General features: G+C 36.7%; 16 protein-coding genes. 1 reads left to right on the top strand and 15 read right to left on the bottom strand.

Translation table 11 applies throughout. The annotated features are described in order from the left end of the window. Window positions 1–48: 48 nt before the first annotated feature. The 11 genes from MWU82_RS13410 to MWU82_RS13460 form a co-directional block, all read right to left on the bottom strand. Window positions 49–1,074 carry a nitrilase family protein gene (locus MWU82_RS13410; protein WP_348646993.1) on the bottom strand — a complete coding sequence of 342 codons (1,026 nt, stop codon included), beginning with the start codon at window positions 1,072–1,074 and terminating at the stop codon, window positions 49–51. Further along, window positions 1,037–1,933, bottom strand: coding sequence for an EamA family transporter (locus MWU82_RS13415; RefSeq protein WP_247096755.1), 897 nt, complete (start codon window positions 1,931–1,933; stop codon window positions 1,037–1,039). Before MWU82_RS13415 ends, MWU82_RS13410 begins: the two co-directional genes overlap by 38 nt. A 78-nt stretch (window positions 1,934–2,011) precedes the next feature. Further along, window positions 2,012–3,976: a S9 family peptidase gene (locus MWU82_RS13420; RefSeq protein WP_247096756.1), complete on the bottom strand. Its 1,965-nt coding sequence runs from the start codon at window positions 3,974–3,976 to the stop codon at window positions 2,012–2,014. A gap of 274 nt (window positions 3,977–4,250) precedes the next feature. Continuing rightward, on the bottom strand, window positions 4,251–5,213 hold the full coding sequence (locus tag MWU82_RS13425; protein WP_247096757.1) for a nitrilase family protein: 963 nt from the start codon (window positions 5,211–5,213) through the stop codon (window positions 4,251–4,253). A 127-nt stretch (window positions 5,214–5,340) separates the two neighbouring features. Next, complete coding sequence (locus MWU82_RS13430) at window positions 5,341–6,705, bottom strand: Gfo/Idh/MocA family oxidoreductase (RefSeq protein WP_247096758.1); 1,365 nt, start codon at window positions 6,703–6,705, stop codon at window positions 5,341–5,343. Between the two features lie 774 nt (window positions 6,706–7,479). Then, window positions 7,480–8,478, bottom strand: a complete 999-nt coding sequence (locus MWU82_RS13435; protein WP_247096759.1) for a D-cysteine desulfhydrase family protein — start codon at window positions 8,476–8,478, stop codon at window positions 7,480–7,482. 152 nt (window positions 8,479–8,630) lie between these two features. Further along, the gene (locus MWU82_RS13440) at window positions 8,631–10,688 is read right to left on the bottom strand and encodes a hypothetical protein (RefSeq protein WP_247096760.1); all 2,058 of its coding nucleotides are present in this window, start codon (window positions 10,686–10,688) and stop codon (window positions 8,631–8,633) included. 57 nt (window positions 10,689–10,745) lie between these two features. After that, window positions 10,746–12,014, bottom strand: coding sequence for an acetylxylan esterase (locus MWU82_RS13445; RefSeq protein WP_247096761.1), 1,269 nt, complete (start codon window positions 12,012–12,014; stop codon window positions 10,746–10,748). A gap of 11 nt (window positions 12,015–12,025) precedes the next feature. Next, on the bottom strand, window positions 12,026–14,191 hold the full coding sequence (locus MWU82_RS13450) for an acetylxylan esterase (RefSeq protein ID WP_247096762.1): 2,166 nt from the start codon (window positions 14,189–14,191) through the stop codon (window positions 12,026–12,028). A gap of 992 nt (window positions 14,192–15,183) precedes the next feature. Continuing rightward, window positions 15,184–16,011 (bottom strand): class II fructose-bisphosphate aldolase, encoded by an 828-nt coding sequence (locus MWU82_RS13455; RefSeq protein ID WP_247096763.1) that lies wholly within the window; start codon window positions 16,009–16,011, stop codon window positions 15,184–15,186. A gap of 7 nt (window positions 16,012–16,018) precedes the next feature. Then, complete coding sequence (locus tag MWU82_RS13460; RefSeq protein ID WP_247096764.1) at window positions 16,019–16,963, bottom strand: sugar kinase; 945 nt, start codon at window positions 16,961–16,963, stop codon at window positions 16,019–16,021. A gap of 459 nt (window positions 16,964–17,422) precedes the next feature. Here MWU82_RS13460 and agaR point away from each other — a divergent pair, with 459 nt between their 5' ends. Continuing rightward, a complete protein-coding gene (agaR, locus tag MWU82_RS13465) occupies window positions 17,423–18,190 on the top strand; it encodes a transcriptional repressor AgaR (protein ID WP_247096765.1) in 768 nt (255 codons plus the stop codon). A 300-nt stretch (window positions 18,191–18,490) separates the two neighbouring features. On the opposite strand, the gene MWU82_RS13470 is transcribed toward agaR, so the two are convergent. From MWU82_RS13470 to MWU82_RS13485, 4 genes are all read right to left on the bottom strand, one after another. Next, window positions 18,491–19,819 carry a class II D-tagatose-bisphosphate aldolase, non-catalytic subunit gene (locus MWU82_RS13470; RefSeq protein WP_247096766.1) on the bottom strand — a complete coding sequence of 443 codons (1,329 nt, stop codon included), beginning with the start codon at window positions 19,817–19,819 and terminating at the stop codon, window positions 18,491–18,493. A 40-nt stretch (window positions 19,820–19,859) separates the two neighbouring features. After that, window positions 19,860–21,041, bottom strand: coding sequence for an SIS domain-containing protein (locus MWU82_RS13475; protein ID WP_247096767.1), 1,182 nt, complete (start codon window positions 21,039–21,041; stop codon window positions 19,860–19,862). 158 nt (window positions 21,042–21,199) lie between these two features. Then, entirely contained in the window at window positions 21,200–22,495 is a 1,296-nt protein-coding gene (gene thrC, locus MWU82_RS13480; protein WP_247096768.1) for a threonine synthase, read from the bottom strand. A 2-nt stretch (window positions 22,496–22,497) separates the two neighbouring features. Beyond that, window positions 22,498–23,418 (bottom strand): homoserine kinase, encoded by a 921-nt coding sequence (locus MWU82_RS13485; protein WP_247096769.1) that lies wholly within the window; start codon window positions 23,416–23,418, stop codon window positions 22,498–22,500. Window positions 23,419–23,471: the final 53 nt, after the last annotated feature.

Genomic DNA, 23,471 nt, shown 5'->3' on the forward strand with positions numbered 1-23,471 from the left:
AGGTCTCATAGGCTGCTGATACCCTAGATTTTGGTGCCTAAAAGGTTTTTACTTTCTGGTCATTGGGATATCCTTTGTCCAAATAGGAGTCGTATCAGAGTTGTTGTTTTTTCCAATTATTTCCTTATATAATTCCGGTCTCCTGGATTTTCTATACCTCCATCCCCCTGACAATTCTATTTTTTCTTTAGTGATGGTTGCAATTGTCAGATCATTTTCAAATGAATTTATTTCAGATAATATTTCGCCATAGGGATCAATAACCATGGAGTTGCCGTTTTTCAAATGTTCCCCGTCGTAACCTATCGGGTTGGTAAAGGCGTAGTAAACTCCGTTATCATAAGCTCTAGCTGGAAGCCACCTCATTAACCATCCTCTACCTTTCGGACCACTAAATTCGAGTCTTAAGGGAACGGGGTCTTCATGCCTGTTTTGCCAAACCATATCATCAACATAGCCTCTACCTGGCATGTAGGATGGCGTACAACCTGTAACATGTGGTGCAAAAATTAATTCTGCTCCCTTTAATACGGTGGCCCTGACGTTTTCTATGACGTTGTTGTCATAGCAAATTAAAATACCACACTTCCACCCTAACAATTCAAAGACCACGTACTCGTTTCCAGCCGACATATACTGGTTTATAAATGGGTGTAATTTTCTGTACTTTGTGATAAGACCTTTGCTGTTTACACATATGTAAGTATTAAATATACTATCACCCTCCTTTTCAACAAGGCCCGCAAGGATAGGTATATCATATTTTTTGGATATCCTTATCAATTCTTGGGTGCTTTTTCCCAAGGGCACATCCTCCGCTAACTCCGTAATCTGTTCTAAGTTCAAATCCTTTGTAAAAGTGTAGGCAGTGATCGACATTTCATGAAAGCTGATGACATCTGCTCCCTTACTTTTTGCTTTTTTTGTTAAACCTTCAATAGTTGATAGATTATATTTTTTATCTCCATCTCGTGGCTGGAATTGTGCAACTGCAATATTCATGTTTTTTGGAATTATTCCTATGTGGTTCTTATTTTTAGTTAACTGTTTGGTTCTCCTCTTTTGTTTCTTCAATACCCATTAGGAAAGCAGCTGCAATTGCTGAAACCATACCGATTATTATAATAAAATGTGGTATTATGTTATAAATGGCCAAGGATATAACAACAGTTAAGACTGGTGACAGCGCTGTAGTCATCGGAGCGACAATAATTGCTTTTCCAAACCTGAATGCGTAAACGAGAAATAATACTCCAAAGGCATTCAAGAATTGGATTATGGCCGTCAAATAAGGCCCATCAAAATTCCAATTGATTGGTTCTGAGAAGTCGGTCAAATAAATTGCCATGGGAATAAGTAAAACCGATGAAACCATCATATAAAAAAAGATGCTTTCTGCTTTCATTGATTCATTTGCAAACCTCATTATAAACCCTTGGGCGCCCCATGCTAGCAGAGGTATTAATGTTAAAATCAGCCATAAATATCCTTCGACTGTTTTATCTCCAGGCGGTTGATAGGAAAGCATTAGGATAGCGAGAACAGCAATGCCGATCCCAAGCCACCCCAAAAGCCCAGTTCTCTCTTTTAAAAATACGACAGCAAGTAAGATTGTAACAACGGGAGTCAAAGAGAGCAGTGGAAAAACGAGGTATGCAGGTGCTATTTTTAATGTTATAAAAAGAACCAATTGTCCGATTGATCCCAGGAGGCCTATCGAAAAGCCCAAGAACATTGCCTTTTTGTCATACTCTAATTGCCAATTGTTAATTTTCAGGGCTACAACGGCAGCTGGAATCATTGTACATGCCCATACTACATATCCTAGGGTTGCCGGAAACCCATTTTTTTCGGGGATTTCAACAAGTGCCCCCCAGATACCTAAGAATATAACATGTGTTATAACAAAAAATAGCCAATTCTCTTTTTTCATATTTCCTAATTTTAATGATTTTTACTTTGTTTAAATATCTAATTACTATTTTGTAAAAAGACATTAAGGGATGTAAGCTTAATCATCGCTTATATGTAAATCAAACCAATTTATCATGCGCCTGTACAGGTCCTGCCTGTTTTTAGGTGTTAAGTTAGGCCTCCAACCATGCCCTTCTCCTATATATTGTACCATGGTTGTTTTTACACCTAATTTCTTTAATGCCACATACATTTCCTCTGCCTGTGATATGGGAACCTCATTATCCGTTTCACCATGAAGGAATAATGTAGGTGTATTTACCTTGTCCACACACCTCAAGGGAGAACATCTCCATAAAGCGGTGTAGTTGTTATAGATGTTACCTTTAAATTCCGATTCCATGAGGGAACTCAAAATAGAGGTTCCTGAAAAACTGATAAGATTACTTATTCCCCCATCTACAACTGCGGCCTTAAATCGATTGGTTTGGGTAATAATCCAGTTAGTCATATAACCTCCATAGCTTTGACCAGTAACCACTAATTTTTGCTTGTCTATCCAATTGTTCAAATTAATGACATAATCTAGACCATTCATTAAATCTTTATAGTCGCCCCCGCCCCAATCCATCAAATTTCCATTGGAAAATGTTTGCCCGTAGCCACTACTACCTCTTGGATTGATAAACAAAACCCCATACCCACACCCAGCAAGTAATTGCATCAGTTCTTCGAATTTATAGCCAAACATATTATGGGGGCCACTATGAATGACCAAAGCCAGGGGGTACTTTTTCATGGCATCAAAATTTATAGGTTTCATTAACCATCCATGTATAGGTGTTTCATCAAAGCTTTTAAACCAAAAAGATTTGGCATTCTGCAGCTCAAATTCATCGATTAGGTTTTTATTTTCATAGGTTAACTGTTGTTTTGTACAACGATCCGGTTGAGTAATAAAAATTTCATCAGGATTTTGAATATCGGATCTAGAGTAACATATTTTTTCAACCTTAAAATCCATTGAGTATTCATGAACACTATAATCTCCGTCCTCTAAAACTGCTTTAATTTTTTTAGAGTCGAGGAACACCTTAAGCAATGTTAACCTACCTTCATTTTCTGCGGTGAAATAAATGTATTTCGCATTAGGGTGCCAAGAAATATTATCTACTCTCCGATCTAGAGATTCGGTTAAACAAATGGAAGTTCCTCCATAAGATGGTAAATAGAACGCATGTGTATCCTCAGCCATACTATCGTTGGTGTTTATTAAGCCAGTTGTAGCCAGATATGCAATGAAATTCCCATGTGGAGACCATTTTGGCTGATAAGCCGTTCCTTTACTTTCGGTAAGCTTAGTTACTTCTTTCGTTTCTATATTAATTTTCCATAGGTCATTAAGTTGATTTCCATCAGGGTTTAATGATCTATTGGAGATAAATGCTATCTCCGAAGTATCAGGGGACCAGGAGATAGAGTGGTGGTTATATGGCCCTTCGGTAATCATTTCTGGCACGCCTCCTGAAACTGGAATAATGAAAATTTGTGTAAATCGATTATCATTGTAATAAGTTCTGCCAACTCCTCCTTTAGACTTATATAGAAGTCTGTTGAATACTCTTGTCCCTGGATCTTGTTTATTGTTGGATTTAATAATAGGTGCGCTCAGATACGCAATATATTTCCCGTCGGGAGACCAAATTGGACTCTTGTCCTCCAAATGGTTTATGAAATGGGAGGAATGATATATTTTGGCAAGTCGTATTGTATTTCTCTTTAATAAATGATAAATACATAAACTCCCATCCTCTGATTCATAGGCTATTTCCAAGCTAGAAGGAGACCAACAATAGGCAGTTCCTTTTGCAATTGTTTTTTTGATCGTCCTATCCGGAGAAGTGATTGTAATAAGATCGCTCCTAGTGTTTTCAGTCAAACTCTGAACGCTAGTTCCATAAACGATGTGGTTGCCGTCAGGTGATATCTTTGGTGAATGTACCTGACGGACTTTAGTTAAATCGTTTATAGTAAATCTCTTTGTTCTATATGATTCGCTCATAACATATTTAATTCAAATTCTCAGATGTTATTGAAAATTATTTTGGAATTTGGTTGCTAATAGTATTCATTATAAATACCGTTGTAAATAATGGCAGATAATGAACTATAATCTGCATATTGTAGGCTATTTCCAACTTTTTAGACCTGTACTGCTGTTTGAATGGCAGTGAACTGACTTAAAACCTTAACAGTTCGGTCATTTGCAAATTTGATTTTGCACCTCGGAATCAATCCTCCGTAAATAGCCGTAGTAAATATATTTATGATCTTTGTTACGCTCCTTTTCCAGAGAATCTAGCGGTAAACATGTCCAACTCCTTTCCGGTTAATTTGGTCAAGCTTTTGTATAAAGATGGGCGACGGGCTGTAATCCACCTTTGTCCTGTATTGTCATTTAGGAGACTTGCGTCCAATTTGGCAATAACCATGTCATCGGCCGCTTTCCATGTTTCAGTAATAATTCTGCCATAAGCATCTATTATCATTGCATTTCCTGTTCGAATTTCGTCGTCGTCTTTTCCAACTCCGTTACTGAATACATAGAAAACCCCATTATCATGAGCTCGACTAGGAAGCCAACGTAAGAGCCATCCTCGGCCTTTTTCCCCTTTAAATTCCTTTTCAATGGAAATAGGGTCTTTAATGCGGTTTTCCCATAGGGCAGAATCAATTATTCCCATAATGTTCTGATCGCTTGTTCTACACCCTCCAGTTTGGTGTGGGGCAATAATTACATCAGCCCCCATTAATGCAGTTATTCTTGTATTTTCAATAATATTATTATCATAGCAAATAAGTATACCAACTTTCCACCCGAAAGGAGTATCTATTACAGTGTATTCATTTCCGGAAGACATATGTTCATTTACAAAACAATGTAGTTTACGATGATACTTGACAGTTCCGTCTGGCATCACAACTATATACGTGTTATATAAATTATCCTTGTGGTTTTCTATTAGTCCTGTACAAATAGTAATATTGTATTTTTTTGACATTTTTACTATTAATTGTACACTCTTACTATCTGACATATTTTCAGACAATGCCATTAAATCTTCTTTGGATAATTTTCTTAGGTACCAATAGCCTGTAATACAACATTCAGGGAAAACAATCATGTCAACATCATTTTTGCATGCCTGTTGGACAAATTCTTCGATTTTATTGATATTGTACACCTTGTCTCCATTTTTATGCTCAAATTGAACGCTAGCTACTTTTATGTTTTCCATCTTTAGATTAATTTTTTAATTATTGAGATATTTTTATGTCCTAACCTTTTTTTATTCTCTCATCTAATGGATACATTTTTATAGATATAGAGGAGTATTAAATACTATAATTATCATTTTGCTATTTTTAATAGTCTGTTTTCATCCAATTATAAGGTTGTCGTTTTATCCAGGTGCCTCTAGTGAAATCTGGGAAATATTGTGGCTCACCATTATTTTCAATAGATGCCTCGGATAATGGAGTAACAGCGCTCCAAGCCGCAGCATCATAAACGTCCATTGGAGGGGCAATGTCTCGCTTGGCAGATTCCACAAAGGCATCTATTACAAAAAAATCCATTCCTCCGTGACCAGCCCCTATAGCCTGACCCCCATACTTTTTCCAAAGAGGATGATCGTATTGTTCTAGCCATTTGTTGGCATCATCCCACTTGTGATGTTCAGAATCTCCCTCAATATAGATTCTATTTCCATCTACTTCCCACAATCCATTTACTCCTTGTACCCGAAAACCTAAGGAATATGGCCTTGGTAAATTGCAATCATGTGTAACAATGATAGTTTCGCCTTTCGCTGTCTCTATAGTTGAGGTTATGACATCCCCCAATTTCCATTTTAATTTAGCATTGGGATGTAGCTGACCACCTTTAGGGTGGTTTATTATATAGTTGTGAAGCCCCCTCGCTTTACTCGCATTTGATGTCAATGTCATAAGCCTATTTCCTCGATTGATGTCGGCCATTATGGCAATCGGCCCCAGGCCATGTGTTGGATATATATCCGCGTTTCTTAGCAAGGAGTGTTGGGTTCGCCATTTGGCTTCAGAAATTCCATTTTTTCCGAATTCGACCCCTCCTCCTTTGTGTTGTATGCCGTCATTGAATTTCACGTCCCTCAGGTCATGTTGGTAACCACACCTGAAATGGATAAGCTCTCCAAAAATGTCTTGCTTTACCATATTAAGTATGGATAGAACGTCCCGTCTATAGGCAACGTTTTCAAGAATCATAAGATGTGTGCCTGTTTGTTCATGTGTATTTACTAAATCCCAACATTCCTCAATTGTATTTGCGGCAGACACCTCTATTCCTACATATTTTTTTGCTATCATTGCATCTTTGGCCATTATTGTATGCCAAAGCCATGGGGTAGAGATGATAACAGCGTCAACTTCTTTTAATTCGAGTAAATTTCGATAGTCATAATCATTACTTCCAAAAGTTTTGGGTATTAATTTGCTAGATTTTGATATTGACTCTAAAGCCAAATTAATCCTAGATGGATTTATGTCGCAGATTGCAGTTATGTTCACATCATCCCTCAGTAAGATGTTTTTTAAATGGCCGGCTCCTCTTTGGCCTATACCAATCAGTCCTAGATTCAATCTAGGCTGTTTTTGATCATTGATGAGTTCCATTGTAGTCGTCGGAATAACAGCTATTCCAGTTCCAAACATTGTTGAATTTTTTATAAAGCTTCTTCTTGTGCTCATAATTTAATTACATTTCTACTTTAAACTAAAATGTCTTTTTAATGTTGACTAACGATTATTGTTGTTGAGGTGATTGGTGAATTTTGGCAAACAATTTAGATACAATCAAATATTTGTTTCGTATTGTTTCTTTTTGGTTGTTAAGTGTAAATTTATATTATTTTTTCATATATATGAAAGAATATGATTACTTTATTTTTGTGATATATCAAAAAGTACAATCGATTGTACTTTTTGATAGCTCTTAAAATATCACAATCAGAATATGACTGCTTTTTTGAAAGACGTTGTCTTTCCCTTGATATAACAAGTGGAAGGGCTTCATCCGCATCCTTAAATGTAAGGCCAAAAATGTCCAGAGGATCCATGACCTTATGGCCAACACAAAACTTTGCCTAAACTGAGATATGACCCAAAGAACAATAAATTACTAAAAAAAATCTTGGGTGGCCTAGCGTTAATAACCAAATTAAAGACTCTATCTAAAAACTGGATAGTGGCCTTTTTTAACCTACCAGCTTCGATGTTAGTATCACTCTGTCTTCACAGAATTCAATTGTGATTGCCCCAGAATTTCAAGATAGATATCGTTATTTGATTTCACTGAATTCTATTTACAATGGCTAATGGGAATGGGACTGGAGAAAATAAACAAATAAGAGTATAACAAACTGACTCCATATTACCTGTTCTTATTGTTAATTTTAGTGTTTAATGTCCAAGTTCATTTTTTTTTATTTTCCTATATACTATTTTATCACTAGTGAATTGGTACTATAAGTAGTTACCATTTTCTTTAGTAAAGGGTTTGCTGTATTCAAATATGGCCGGACCACCTCCAGTGTGCCAGAACAGTACATTTGATTTTTCTGGGATTTTCCTGCTTCTTAAAATATCAATCATTCCGTTAAAAGCTCTACCTGAATAAACGGGATCTAAAATTATCCCTTCTTGTTGAGCTAATTCTAAGATTGTATTTTTCTCATTTTCATTCAAATTGCCATAACCATCTTTATCATAATCTTTGTTTAATGGAATATTGGTAAGACCAAATTGTTTGTCCATTTTTAAATAATTGAATCCCTCGTTTATGATTTCTAGAACGATTTTTTCTAATGGCCGGCCGTTGGTCTGATCTTTATCTACATTAATGGGAATTAACTTGTAGTTTAAGTTATAGTATTCAATTCCCAAGGTTAATCCGGCTTGCATTCCGCCTGAACTTGAAGGGAAAAAGATATAGTCAATAGTTAAATCACTATCTTTCAATTGTTTTTTCAATTCCTTGACGGCAATTATGAATCCTAAAGCGCCTATAATATTAGACCCTCCATATGGTATTACAAAACATCGATTATTTTTCTTTTCTAATTCTTTTTTAAGAACCAAAGTATCCTCACCCTTTCTATTGTTCCCTGTGAAATGAATTTGAGCTCCAAGTATAGAGGAAAGTAATAAATTTCCGGTATAAGTTTGTGGTTCATCTCCACCTAATAACAAATGACATTTTAAACCCGCCATTGCACAAGCGGCGGCGGTTTGTCGACAATGGTTTGACTGTTGGGCACCCGAGGTGATAATTGTATTATAGCCCCCATCCAAAGCTTGCTTAATTAAAAATTCTAATTTGCGAGTTTTATTTCCTCCACAAGCTAATCCAGTTAGATCATCTCTTTTTATAAAAATTGAATAGGCGGGAAATGATTTCGACATGTTTTGAAGTTCGTGTAAGGGGGTCGGGAAAAAACCTAAATTAAATTTATTTGTGAGCATTACATTATCATTTTTTACAATTTAATATTTATGATTACCATTGATGATTTCACAATGTACCTTTAATACATTATTGGGTCCATATCCTGGAGTAATCATAAAAAAGGAAATTCTATGGTGTAGGAGTTCTTGAATAGTATAATTTTATGGAATCACTTTTTCTCTTCCCAATTGGGCATTGAAATAGTGGCTTGATAGTTGGAGTAATTGTAAAGTGGATTTCGAAGTGGTTTATATAACCTATCTTCAGATGAAATATCCTCTTGTGTATAAACCCATATAGCGTGGGGATCCCAAACAACAATCTCGTCCCTGCCGTCTCCTGTAATGTCCATCACGGCATTGCACATATCGGGATGGCCATCATCAGGAAAATCCAATACCTTTCTTCCCCAACCATCAAATACACCTCCCTCATCAACATTCGGGTTCACAATGAAGAATTCCTCGGATTTCCCCGTCCAATTCACTGGCAATAGCATACTGCCGTATTGATTGGGTTCAAAATCGTGATAAATATCCCCGCTCGCATCATAAAAGTGTATAATACCTTGATTGCCCCAAAAATTCATTGAAATGGTCTCCAATCCTGGTAAGTCATCCCTAAAATTAGCTACCGCGGGGTTTTGCCCATGGCCGATATAGTGATGCTTTGTTATCTTCCCATCAAGGTCGGCAAAGAATAATCCTTCATCACTGGCGGCGCACATGATAATTGGATCCGAATCTTCTGTATATTTAACTACCGCAACGCCATCGGCATGGTCCTCCAATTCGTTCTCCAGTGTCCACATGGTGCTTCCATCATCATCCAATAGGCTATATCCTATGAGCAGCTCGTCCTTTCCATCCTCATCCACATCATAGGCGAATGGATAGTGGCCGGTATTAAGTTTATTGTACCAAAGGATATTTAATCGATCATCCATAGCCCAAACTCGTTCGTACCTATCTTTAATAATAATATCACTATCATAACCCTTACCTCTTAAATCACAGAAATAAAGACAATCACCTAAAATATTACCAAACATATTGTGTGTCTCCGGACTAATAACTTCTTGATCGGTAACAATTGGTGTCGTTTTTTTATATTTAATTTTACCAGTAGCGCCATCCGCTACGATCAATTCCTTGTTCATGGTATATATTACCTCGGACTTACCGTCATTATCCAGGTCATGTATTTGGAAGGCAACATCACTTGTTAGGTTGACTTTCCATGGGTCTGGGGTTCCCGTTTGCCAAAGGATATCCCCGTCGAAAGTCATGGCGGTCATGCAGCTCAATTCAGAATTCCGATCCTGTGGACCGTGATTTACGACCTGCCCCACTAAAACATCGAGTGTTCCGTCATTATTCAAATCTCCAAATCTCAGATTTCGACCGACACCGAATCCTGTGGTGTTGATTTTTTTCCAGACTTTCATTTTAGGCACGGATTCACTGATTTTCTCCAATTCAAGTGCATATCCATCCCGGGAAGTTTTTAGCTTTTGCAATTCATCATCAGATGTTTTGACGTCTATTCGGTGAAATTTTGTAGGTACATCGGCCAACAGCCCGACTTTACCCTTATGATAAGTATCATCCTCGGCATCAATAGTTACTTCCTTAATACTGCATGATATCTTGTTTTCTTCGACTTCTACTTTCAAAGTCAACGATTCCTCTTCGTTCCATCCAACAAGAGCAGAACCCAATATCACCTCATACGGCTTATGAAACCCCTTGGCATCGTCTACCATCTTGAGTACCAAGGAATCACCTTTTACGCCGGCGAAGTAATAATTTCGGTCATTTCGATATCGAAATACCAATCCGGATTGTAATTCCCTTGATTGCGGTGTAAACTGCAAACTGACAGAATAATTTTCCCAATCATGATCACCTGCAACCACCAAGGGATGGGTATGCTGTTTTCTGTCATTTGTCATTACCTGTATCATTTGACGGTCATCACCCTCTTGACGAACATGCCAAGCACGTTTGAAATCAGAATCCCAGGTAAAAGTTGAGACAGCCCATTGAGACCGGGGTGCCGCTTCATGTAAATAATGATATTCGGTATGAGCACCAACATCTACGGAGTATGGGCCTCTTCGAATCGAACTAAAATCATCGGTTAGAAGCACCTTATCATAACTATTCTGTTGTTGACACCCTGATAAGATAATCATTAACAGCAGAAATTGAATTGCATTTTTCATATCATAATTGGTTTTAAGGTCTAGGTATATATATTGTTTTTCTTCTTGGGATCTTATTTATAAGTTGCTTTTCCAATCCCACACAACATCTTTGTTCGCACTTATGCCTTCTTTTGGAAATGGATGCTGTTGGTCAAATGGATAGAGGGCTTCAATTTCTTCAATAACGATCCCATCTTCTTTCAAGGTTCCATCGGTATTCATAACCATTGAAAGATCAAGATTAAGGTGTTTGGCCAAAAAGGGATATACAGCGGCTCTTTTACTTGATTCGTATCCATGTTGCTCATCGGGAAAATGGGCATTTTCGACCATTTCAGCTTTACCGAATAATCCATAGATATATTGCTCGAACGGAAATTCGACCTGAGGAGTATATTCTGTAGCATCTGTGCCAACAGATACTAATAATAGCGGATTAGGTGCTAAGCAAGCTGCAATCTCCGCATTGTTATATTTGAATACTCCATCTTCTTGTATGCCCATACCAAGTTCGCAAATACACCCTCCAAAATGACGGTATGAAACCATTACAACGGGAACTGAAACCGAAATACGGGAATCTACAGCAGCAAGATGGAAAGTCTGAGTGCCACCGCCCGATGCGCCCGTACTGGCTATCCTTTTAGGGTCAACGCCTATACTGATAAGAAAATCAACTGATCTGATACTATTCCAAATTTGCAATTTCATGGTTTGAGGACTTTCGTGAACCCATCCAAATTCTGCAAGTTGCCCATACCCTACCATGTCATAGGAAAAAACTACTGCTCCCATACGTGCCATGGAGGCACATCGGTTCTGTACATCCGGTCTGTATCGGCCATAATTCTCTCTATTTGGCCAATGGCCATGTGGACTTAGAATACCAGCAGGTTTTTTTGTAGGTTTCAGTGGGCTATACAACGAACCGGTCACATAAACGCCCGGCAGACTTTCGAATGCGACATTTTGAACCCGATAGCCGTCATATTTTCTTATTGCCCCATAAATGGGATTAAGCGGGCATTTGTCTGGAAGAGGGTCTAAATCGGTTGCTTTTAGTATATGAGATTGGATAGCGTTGGCCCGTGTTCGCCAGTCTTCCGGAGTCAGGACTGATTGTTTGATTTCATCTAGGTGTTCCATGCCCTCAACTTCCGTCAGATGATAGATTTGCCCGGCTTTTGATCTTTCTGTGGAGGTATCGTCTTTAAACTTCTCTGCCTTATTGCTCTCTCTGCACGAAAGTATGTGACTGGTTGAGAATATGAGCAATGCAAGAATGAATATTGAATCAAGAATTGATTTCATCATTGCCGTAGTACATAATATTTTTATTTTCAAATTGCAGGGTTTTATTCAAGCCAAGACAGTACTCGTTCTGCTATGGCTTGATTATGTATGTTACTTTCTATTGTAAAATTGTTCGTAGTATTTTTATTGTTATATATGTCAATGGGGAAGGACATAATTTCTCTAATTTTTTGTTCATTAGCATTTAACCCATTCGCCTCTAGTGAGTTTATTATTAGTATTTTCTTGGGAGATATAGAAGCTATCAGATCAGGTAAGTCATATTTTGTAATTGCTCCCGGTACAACAGAGTGGATATAGGAGGGTTGGTAATCCCGGGTTAGAGCTATATCGGAATAACTTAAGAATGGTTGGATGAGACATACTTTATGAATATTCTGGTCGAATGTGGCAGCATGTAACAATTCGCTACCCAAAACACCTACTGAAATAGCTGTTGTTGATTGGTATCTTGGCAAATCAACCTTAATAAAGTGATTTATTCTAACAATATCTTCGGCTCTTAGGCCGACGATTGATTTTCCTGTAAGTATTCCTGCGAACCATTTATTATAAGAAACGCCCTGAATGTATGTATCCCCTTTCAGGTATCCTGGGCCCATTTCTCCTATATCGGGAAGATCAGCTAGCAATACGGTGTAGCCACTTGACACTAGCCGTTTTGCCAGATTATCGTTGTTCGCAGCAAAATTCTTTCCCTTTTCGTGCAACAAGAGGATAACCTCTTCCTTTGTTTCGTTTTCGGGTATGAAAAGCGCTAAAGGAAGTTTGTAATTTCCACTACCCTGGATGAGATACTTCTCCAATTGATAGCCATCATTCACAATTCGGCCCGAAAAGATGCTTTTGCCAAATTTTTCCGGAAAAGAAAATCCAGATAATTCAATGGCTGAACTTCGAGTTTCTAACAGGTGTTTATTGGTATTGGTTCTTGATTCTTTTAACGCTATCATTTGTTCTTCTACCACTTTTTTATTTAAGGAATACATTGTTTCCCCTTTTAACGATGTGGCTAATTGACCAGTCTTAGTTGAAAATAATTCCTCCTCGGAAAAAAGTTCTACTTCATAATCCTTATTATCTCCAGGGTTGTTCAGGTGTTTTTGAAAAAAAGCATACATTGCTTCCCTGTTTTTAATCGTGGAAGTATGTCTATCATCATCTTCTGTGATTTGTAAATTTTCTTTAGCACCCAAGGCCTCATAAGCCTTTCTAGCTTCTAGAAATGATTCCCGAGTTCCTTGAATACTGAAGAAATCACGTGTGGTTGCCATGATCAGGGTAGGTTTGGGTGCTCTTACTTCAATAAAATCAGGATGGTCCAACCCGTTGTATATCAATTTAACAAGATTCTGTTCTGAATCCTGAGGAGCTTCACTTTTAAGAAGATAATTAAAATTTGTAATCCAACATTCCGGAGCAGTCGCAAGTATTCTATCATCTATAGCCCCGATAAAGGCGGTCATATTTCCACCACCGGAAATTCCGTTCATGCCTAATCGGGTAGGATCCACCTCAGGTCTTGACAATAGGACATCGATGCCTCGTATTCCATCCCAAATAAAATGCTTTGAAGAGGAGTATCCGGCGATGTAGCATTGTGCTCCAGGGTAAGAGTGTTCATGATTTGTTGGAAACTTCGATTTCCCTAAATCCTCGTTATAATACTGTAGTCTTTCACCTTGGCCAATTGGGTCATATGCCAAAACCACAAATCCTTTTTTTACTAGATTGATGATTTTATGTTGATAGACATCCCTTCTAAAACTATTGGGGCTATGTCCTATCGGATTCAAAATAGCAGGTGCTTTTCCAGTAATATTATTTGGGATAAATAAGGCTGAAGTCACATAAAAACCAGGTTGCGACTCATAAATCAATTTTTCTACTCGATAATCTTCCCTTTGTATTATACCTGTCACCTGAATATTTAAAGGTGTCTTCTCAGGTAAAGGTCCTATAATGTTTAATAACTTACTTTTAACTACTTTTTGCCGTTCTATCCAATTCTCCTTTGTTTTTAATTGATGAATTTCTTCATTTCTTGGTTCTAATTGCTCCAATGCAATGGAAGCAAGTGTCTTATAAAGTGAGTTTTCCACATCTGATTCGTAGGTCCAGAAATCAAATAGGGATACGTCATCTTGGGCTTGCAGGGTTACTGTGCTCCACAAGAGTAGGTAAGTAATAAAAACGCGGGTGTTCATAACGATTAATATTTAATGAAAGACCTATTTCTATAGTTTAGTCTTTAGAATTGGTGCTAAAATATTAATAAATAAAACAAAAAGCAATATATATGAAAGAAAATGAAATTCGAAACCTTATGTTTATATTTTATAGTTTGATCAATACTAAGTCTAGGAGTCTTTATGAAATTTAACCATCTCGCAGAACTAAGAATTAAATCGAATTGTAGTATTGCCTTTTTTGGAACTGGTTAATTGTCTGTTTTTTGTAAAAAAAAGTTGTTGCTTTTAGTTGGTAAGAGGTTAGCTCCAATAGAATTGTGCTGGGTATATTTTATTGGTGTCATGGCTCTGAAGGAATCGTGTGAGCTTTTGTGTTTAATGTTCTCTTGTCAATCTTCAGTATCTTCCCGTACATGGTCGATGTTTTTAAAGATGTGTTTGTGTTTGATGTCCCATCGATAGCTTCCGTTGCTTCGTTCTTTAAATATATAATTTGTGGTATGGACCGGTCGGGTTTATTGATATAATGTCGCTAGTATCACATTCAGTACCGTTGTTAATGATTCATTGAACATTGTCTGTTTCCCGGGCAGTTTCTGTTGGATATCTCTCGTTTGCTCATCAGGTGCTTCTGTGTACACGAAATGCTGGTCAGAGTTGATTCAACGGACATATATTAAGCTTCTTTATGGAGCAATATATGGCTTTAAAATCTTTGAATTGCCTCTTTTTCTTTATATTAATATTTAGAGGATAATGGATGAAATAGGATAGTTGTGATTCTGAAAATTGAAATACTCGTTCATGATAAGTCGATGATAATTCCAAATTATTTCATGTTTTTAAGTCTAAAGAAATTTTTGAATTGATGAATGTCAATAAATCTATTTTAGACAGGTAAAGCAACAATTTGAAAATTAATATCTATGACATATACATCAGTTCTTACATATCACATATCACTAATAAAATGAATAGTCTTAACGAGCTGTACTTGATATCGAGGCTTAATCTCTTTGGTTTTTTATAGTTACAAGTTTTTCTTTTATCAGATCTGTAATGTGCTGTGTGGCAATTGGGAAAACTTTTCTAAGGTCAATCTCATCATTGCCTGTAAGTTCAGTCTTTAATGTTCTCATAAAAACATTCTTAATCTCCGTTGCCAAATTTACTTTACAAATCCCTAAATAAATAGCTTCTTGTATTTGAGTGGCAGGAACGCCCGAACTGCCATGTAACACAAGAGTGGCGGGACAGACAGCTGCAATATTTGAAAGTAAATCTAAGTCCAAATTTGGTTCTTCTTTGTAAAATCCATGAGCTGTGCCGATCGAAATGGCAAGAGCATCTACACCAGTCGCATCCACAAACTTTTTAGCTTCTTCCGGTTGTGTAAATCCGTTTTTTGTTTGGAATTGCCCAAGTTTGGCTACAAAACCTAGTTCAGCTTCGACATGAGCGCCGTACTTTTCTGCTAGTTTAACAACTTCTGAAGTGATTTTTATGTTTTCATTAAAAGAAAGTTCGCTGCCATCTATCATAACGGAATCAAAACCCGCATCAAGACAAGATTGGGCTAATCTAATAGAGTCTCCGTGGTCCAAATGAATCCATCCTTCAACGTTGAATTGCTCAAGCCCAGTTCTTGCTAGATTTACAGCTGTTTCCAGACCCATATAGTTAATCGAGCTTTGAGTGAGCTGAAGGATCAATGGTTCATGAAGTTCACTTGCAGCTTTCAAGACTCCATGAAGCGTCTCCAAATTATAAAAATTGGTGGCCAAAAGTCCTCTTTTTTGATAAGTAAATTGATGTAGTTTTTCTTTTAATTTCACTTTTCGATTATATTTTTAAATTAAAAATCTCTTGTACTTGCTTCCTTATTGAATCATAGCTTTTAAACGCTTCTGTGCCTCCTGCGGCGGTGGTATTAAGCGCGCCCATAAGATTGCCCCATTTCAAACATTCGGTTAAGCTTTCCCCTTCAATATATTTTTTTAGAAAGCCGGAATTGAAGGAATCACCTGCGCCTATAGCATCAACAAATTTCGTATTGTTATAGGCAGGTGATTTGACAAGTTCGCCACTTTGGATTCCTATGCTTCCCTCTTCCCCTAATTTTATTACAAGACAATTTGCAAATGGTTTTATTTTATCAATTCCTTCTTGGAGATTGGTAGACTTTGTGAGAGACAAAACCTCATTACGGTTAGGTAGGAATATGTCAACAAATGGAAGGCATTTTTTAAAATCAAAGTCCCATTTCTCGGATGGATCCCATTGCAAGTCCAAAGAAGTTGTAACTCCAAATTTTTTGGCCTTTTTGAATATTTGTAAAACGTCATTTTTAATACCCTTTTGCAGAAACAAACTTGAGATATGTAAGTGAGAATACTTCTTCAGGTCAGGCCAAGGAATATGGGCCGTTGTAAGGGATGCCATTGCGCCACTGAAGGTAACATTAGCCCTGTCTTGATGGTAGTTCATGATTATGGTAACTCCGGTCTGATGTTTTTTTGATTTTCTTATATAATGGGTTTGAACATTTTTGCGCCTCAGTTCATCTAATACGAAATCCCCATATGAATCGTTGCCTACCAATCCACAAAAGGAAGTTGGGACTTTCAGGGTGGCGGAATTGGCAGCCATTATCGCAGAGGAACTACCCAATGTTACGGTCATATTATCAGCTAAAATCTCCTTGCCTATTTCTGGGAACCCGTGAATGGAATTTAATATTAAATCAATGTTTAATTCTCCAACCACTAATAGTTTTTTTTCATCCATCGGTTATTGGTTTGTCAAATTTTGAGTAAAGCCTCACATTTATAAATTTTTCTCTTCAAGGACGAACAGATAACGTTTAGATCCCGTGCCCAAATACAATCCTATTTCTTTTGATTTAGAACTTCCTACTTAATACACTTTCAGGCGCCTTTTTTGGTAGCGCATGGTATTGGTTGAGTATTCAAAAATAAAGAAATAATACATAATAAAAAAAATTATATTTACTTATTATTTTAAATAACTTTCTTATGTTTACCTAAAAGTGTACAGAATTAGAGTATTTTTAGCTTAATTTGAAACTAATAGTATATTAAAGGTTAATTTGGTTTTTACTACTGAGAGCGGTAGATAATGTAATTAATCATTTTATACCTTTAGTTTAAGGTACTGGTTAGATATTATTTTTTGCATATATTGGAGAAATTTTAGGATAAATTAATGAAGGTTCAAAGGATAGATATGGATATGAAAAAAACTGCTAAACGTAGATCCACGATTTTACAGGAGCTTGATAAACATGGGCAAGTAGCTGTAAATGAATTAAGTAAAATACTTGGGGTTAGCGAGGTTACCATTAGGAATGATCTTGATAATCTAGAAAAAAACAATCTTTTGATTCGAGCGCATGGTGGTGCATTTAAATTGAATAATCTTGCTTTGACCATTACTGAGAAGAAACAAATAAATTTTGATGTCAAGCGTCTAATTGGAAAAAAGGCTGCCTCAATTATTATGGAAGATGATAGTATTATTCTCGATTCGGGAACTACCACTTTTGAAATTTCAAATAATTTAAATGATTTTAAAAGGTTAAAAGTTATTTGTAATGCTTTGGATATTGTTAATAATTTAGCACAAAAGAAGAATCTTGAGATTCTTATGCTTGGGGGGTCCTTAAAGGAAGCGTCAATGTCTTTGGTAGGGCCAATGGCGGAACGGAACCTTAGGCAATTGCATTGCAATAAGCTTTTTTTAGGGGTGGATGGCATTAAGGAGAATTCCGGGATATTCACTCATTATCTAGAGGAGGCATACTTAAATCAAATCATGATTGATATAGCAGAGGAGGTTATCGTAGTGGCGGATTCCTCTAAATTCAAGAAATCTGGACACGCTTTAATTTGTGGGTTCGATAGGGTTCATAAATTAATAACGGATAAAGGAATTGAAGATTCGTTTAAAGAAGTTCTGAAATCTAATAACGTTGAGGTAATTATTGCACACTGAAGATTAATTCCAATCCCAGGTCAAGGCGTTTGAACTGTTAATATTTTTTTGCTTTGTTTGATTAATGTGTGGTTCCCGAGCGTTTGTTTGGTCACACTAAATAGTTGAAAAAATAATTTCATTCGAGATCAGGTCATCTCCCCGAGGTATATTCTTCTGATTTATGAACAAAATAACTATTTTTAATGAATGCTTAAGAGATTTATTCTCGCGGTTGATTTCTGGCCCTTAATTTTATAAATAATAAAATTTCATATAAGATTCTGTTATTTTGAGTAATTTGGGTAGAATATCACTCGTTTATAATAAATTGTTAGTAGTACTGTGACATGCCTTAGAATAAGTCTTTACAACAGACTGAATATGATTATGTACTAACTCTTGTGGATCGTTCTCAAGAATCCCCGCGCATACCTGGTGATATTGGTTTGGCATAAATTGACTTAATAAGGGTAAGGGGATTTTGTTGTTACGTAAATTTTTAAATAATTTATTTTTTGCCAGATCGAGTTCTTTGAGAGGCCAATAATACCTTGATCGATCCGAAAAACTATATTTTCTTTTGAATAGCTGTTGGTTTTGGTCACCCGAATAATACTTTTTCCAATAATTAGGTTCTTCAATCATGGCCTTCTCCAAGGTTTGGCGCAATTTTGACAGGCCCTTGTGATCCTTGCCTAATAGTTCTATTTCCATTGCTTCCAATGCAAAAATGGCCTCACGGAATGCGAAAGTTAGTCCTGGACCTACTTTTAGAATGCAAAAATGGTCTTCTACTAGAGCACTCAAATTTGATTCCGTTTGATAGTCGGTTGAATGCGCTTCAAAAACGATATTTGTGAATTCGAAAATTGAGTTACTCAGACTTCTTGCCTTTTCTCGTTGGTACTGGTAAATCCAGTCATCCCCAAATTCAACTCCGGGCTGGACCACGGCACCTATGACACGTGTCCATGCATCTTCCAAACCACATTTATTAAATACATCTTTGAAAATCATAATTGTTCTCGCAAAATCTTCTGGGCTTGTTGGTAGGATGTTTTCATGCATATTCTGGGCTCCTCCAGGTATGGGAACTTCTGTTCCTATGATATAGACAGGTTTTGGATAATTTTTTCGATTCCTTTCCCATGAATCCTCTGCCACTTTACATAGAATGCTAGCCCTATCTGCAACTATTTCATCGGACAAAGGTTTCGTCCTGTCTCCAAGGTCATCCGCACAAAACATACTGGTATCGAGATGTATTTTTTGATAGCCGTGTTTTACGTATTCATCAATCAATGTTTTTGATTTTTCCATAGCCTCTTTAGCTGGAAGGTTTTGCCATGGATTTGGACCTAGGTGATCGCCACCGAACAAAATGTGATCTTTAGGGAATCCAACCTTATTCGCTAGCGAATGAACATATTTTATAAAATCGCAGGGCTTCATCCCGGTATATCCACCAAATTGGTTTACTTGATTTGATGTGGACTCTATTAATAGAATATCCCCGGTTTCTAAGGAATTCTTAAGGCAAGCCTCCAGGACTTCAGAATTGGTTGTACATATGGAATAAATCCCCTTATTAGAACCGTTAAGGTTATTAGAGATCAACTCTGTAAATAGATCAATTGATTTTTTCATGCAAGCACTTTATTTTTGGGTAAATTAGAGGTTAACCTTGTTACCAGTTGTCTAAAGGTTTAGAATCGTATATTTTAACTCCTTCAACAACTCTAGATATGGAACCGTTTCTAGAGGGCGAATCTGGAGATAGACCTAATCTCAAAGATTTATAAAAGCCAATGATTTGGGCTGGGAGAATATAGAAAATTGACAGAAAGTCCTCGGGAATATCTTCCATTTCCATTGGAAATTGAATAGTAAAATCAAATCCAGTATCTTCAATTCTTTCGTCCTGTCCTATAACCAAAGTCTTTTCCATTCCAGATTTAGCTTTTATAGACTGAATTAAATCGAATTCATATGATTTAACAAAAGGATTATTCGACAACAGGTAGACGATAAAAGTGTCATCATTAACTACTGCGCGAGGGCCATGTCTAAATCCCAAAAAGGAATCATGCTTACATATTATATTGCCATCTGAGAGTTCTTGAACTTTTAACTGTGATTCTTGGGCAACCCCCAGTAAAGGTCCTGATCCTAAAAATACCATTCTTTCAAAATCCAATTCGGCAATTGTTTTTAGATCAGACAAACAATTATTTAAAATATATTCCCCGTATAACCTAATTCTTTTCATTAACGGACTAATGTTTTGACTGTTCTTCAGATCAGTTAGTAATAGTCCGGTGAGCAGCATTGAGGAATACGAGCTGGTCATAGCTAATGAATTATCGTTGGTTTCCTCAGGCAGCAGGATCACGTATGAATTTTTACCCTCATTTTTTTCAGCTAATCTGCCCACGGCATTACAAGTGATATTTAGCTCATAGAACATATCACAGTGTTTTCTTCCCTCTTCTATGGCAGCAATACTTTCGGGGCTGTTCCCTGATCGTCCAAAGGATATTAGTAAAGTTGGGCTTGATCTTATAAAGTAATTTTCCGGATGGGTAACTATATCCGTAGTGCTAATTGCCAAACACGGGACCTTCCATTTTTTTTGAAAGATTCCCTTTAGTGTCTCTCCTATGAATGCAGATGTGCCGGCTCCAGTCAGAATAACTATGGGGTGGTCTTTTTCTGTTACTTGCTTGAGGAATTCAGAAATTTCATTGCTTCTTTCATTTAGCATAAGGTAGGTCTGTTCCCACAACCGAGGTTGATTACATATTTCTTTGGCGGTAGCTAAACCTCCTTTTGAATTTAAATAATCTATTGAACAGTTTAAATATTCCATTAGTCAATAAAAGTTAATTACATTACAAAGATAATAATATTTCGTTTTATTTCTAATAAATGCAATAAAACTTTCATAATCTTATGTTTTTTTATAAATTAATTTTGTGTTACCTGTTAGTAAATCATAATCAGTTGTTGATCAGTTGTATATTGAGGTTAGTTTTCGAGTAAAAAGGCCTTTAATTCTTCATAATTCGAAATTTTGAAGGATTTTTTTTCCTTTAATAGGATTAATTTAACCTTATCGGGAATTACCAAATCTTTATTAATGGCTTTTTCTACAGTATCCTTGAATTTTACGGGGTGTGCAGTTTCAAGAAATATACCGTAAGTGTCAGGGTTTGTCTTTTGATACTTCTTGAGACCTAAATAGCCAATTGCGCCATGTGGATCTAGTATATAGGACGAATTTAGGTATACATCATGTATAGCTTGGCTGGTTTCATCATCAGTAAATGAATACGAGTATAAATTCTTTCGTAAATCTTCTAAATTATTGTCATATAAATGGCGGATACGCTTAAAATTACTGGGATTGCTTACGTCCATAGCATTTGAAATAGTTGCTTTTGCCGGTTTTGGACAATATTTTCCAGTTTTCATAAAATTAGGCACGGTATCATTTATATTCGTTGATGCTACAAACTGTTTGATGGGCATGCCCAATTTTTGGGCTACCATACCGGCGCAAATATTCCCAAAATTGCCACTTGGTACAGAAAAGACAATTTTCTTTGCTTTTGATTGAACTTGTTTATACGCGAATAAAAAGTAGAATAATTGTGGCAACCATCTGGACACATTTATCGAGTTGGCTGATGTTAGCTTGATTTTTCGGGTGATATCATTATCTGAGAAAGCAGTTTTTACCATACTTTGGCAATCATCAAAGGTGCCATGTACTTCCAAAGCGGTTATGTTCTGTCCCAAGGTGGTCAATTGTTTCTCTTGAATTGGGCTGACTCCTCCACTTGGGTATAAAATAACCACGTCTACACCATTTACTCCTAGAAAGCCTTGGGCCACTGCTCCACCGGTATCTCCTGAAGTGGCAACCAAAACAGTAATTTTTGTATTTTCCCCCTCCATTAGATTGCCCAGGCACAATGCCATAAATCGTGCTCCCACATCCTTGAAGGCCATTGTTGGTCCATGAAAAAGCTCTAAACTTGCAACATTTTTTTCAATTTCAACTAAAGGGAAAGAAAAATCAATAACATCGAATATTATTCTGTTGATTACCTTAGCAGAAAGATCTCTGGAAACAAATTGTTTTACGGCAGTCATTGCAATTTCATGATTGCCCATTGTTGCTATGTTTTGAAAGAATGATTTGGGCAGTGGTTTTATATGATTTGGAAAATAAAGCCCCTTATCTGGAGCTAGACCATTAATGACAGCCTCTTTAAAGGAGACGACAGGTGAATTATTGTTTAAACTGAAAAACTTCATCTTTATAATACTTTAATGCCTTCAATATTTATTTCTGAAACATGAATATCATAATCTATACCTGTCTTATCGTAAATATGATGCATTGCCGATGCCACCTTTTCAGCTTTGTTACATCCTTTGCTAAGTGCATATATTGAGGGTCCGGAGCCAGATATTCCACAACCTAAAGCTCCAGCTTCCATGCTTCCTAATTTAATTTGATGAAAGAAAGGGATTAATTTTGATCGTAAGGGTTCAACAATGTAGTCTTTCAAGGAGTGACCAATTAATTCGTAATTTTCTGTGTATAAACCTGCTATGAAGCCGCCTAAATTGCCCCACTGTTTTATACCATTTTTTAGAGATATGTTGGAACTTAAAACCTTTCTTGAATCAGATGTTTTGATTTCAATTTGTGGATGTATTACCGTAACGTAGATTTCTTTTGGGATATTTAAACTAATTATATCTAAGGGGTCGTAGCTACGGACTAATGTAATCCCTCCAAATATTGCTGCTGATACGTTATCTGCATGTGGAATCCCGCTTACTGAGCATTCCCCTTCCATGGCAAATTCTACCAATTGTAATGGTGAAAATGGTTCTCCTAGGAGCTTATTCATGGCCACAACTACGGCAGCTGAGCTTGCGGCGCTGCTACCAATGCCACTTCCAGGTTTAATTTGTTTATAGATTTCAATTTCGAATCCCCCTTGGTATGTGCTTTTTTTCATAAAGGCTTGACCTGCTATACCTGCCACATTCAAATGTGTTTCTTTAGGGAGGTTTTGACCTTCAATTTTTGATATAAATATACCTTTTTTTGATATTTTTCTCACTACCATTTCATCTCCTACAGAGGCTAATGCCAAGCCGAGAACGTCAAATCCACATGAAATATTCGCTATGGTAGCTGGACAAAAAACGTGTATATCTTCCAAGTTAAAAAGAATTGATTTGACATAATATTCGGTACAAAATACGGGGCTGATTC

Origin of the sequence: Arenibacter sp. S6351L (assembly GCF_023016025.1) — a bacterium.
Lineage (GTDB): Bacteria > Bacteroidota > Bacteroidia > Flavobacteriales > Flavobacteriaceae > Arenibacter > Arenibacter algicola_B.

Bases quoted from the DNA above. Each gene is read 5' to 3' on its own strand.
- MWU82_RS13415 (WP_247096755.1), bottom strand. From the start codon at position 1,933: ATGAAAAAAGAGAATTGGCTATTTTTTGTTATAACACATGTTATATTC.
- MWU82_RS13420 (WP_247096756.1), bottom strand. From the start codon at position 3,976: ATGAGCGAATCATATAGAACAAAGAGATTTACTATAAACGATTTAACT.
- MWU82_RS13425 (WP_247096757.1), bottom strand. From the start codon at position 5,213: ATGGAAAACATAAAAGTAGCTAGCGTTCAATTTGAGCATAAAAATGGA.
- MWU82_RS13430 (WP_247096758.1), bottom strand. From the start codon at position 6,705: ATGAGCACAAGAAGAAGCTTTATAAAAAATTCAACAATGTTTGGAACT.
- MWU82_RS13435 (WP_247096759.1), bottom strand. From the start codon at position 8,478: ATGCTCACAAATAAATTTAATTTAGGTTTTTTCCCGACCCCCTTACAC.
- MWU82_RS13440 (WP_247096760.1), bottom strand. From the start codon at position 10,688: ATGAAAAATGCAATTCAATTTCTGCTGTTAATGATTATCTTATCAGGG.
- MWU82_RS13450 (WP_247096762.1), bottom strand. From the start codon at position 14,191: ATGAACACCCGCGTTTTTATTACTTACCTACTCTTGTGGAGCACAGTA.
- MWU82_RS13460 (WP_247096764.1), bottom strand. From the start codon at position 16,963: ATGGATGAAAAAAAACTATTAGTGGTTGGAGAATTAAACATTGATTTA.
- agaR (WP_247096765.1), top strand. From the start codon at position 17,423: ATGGATATGAAAAAAACTGCTAAACGTAGATCCACGATTTTACAGGAG.
- MWU82_RS13470 (WP_247096766.1), bottom strand. From the start codon at position 19,819: ATGAAAAAATCAATTGATCTATTTACAGAGTTGATCTCTAATAACCTT.
- MWU82_RS13475 (WP_247096767.1), bottom strand. From the start codon at position 21,041: ATGGAATATTTAAACTGTTCAATAGATTATTTAAATTCAAAAGGAGGT.
- thrC (WP_247096768.1), bottom strand. From the start codon at position 22,495: ATGAAGTTTTTCAGTTTAAACAATAATTCACCTGTCGTCTCCTTTAAA.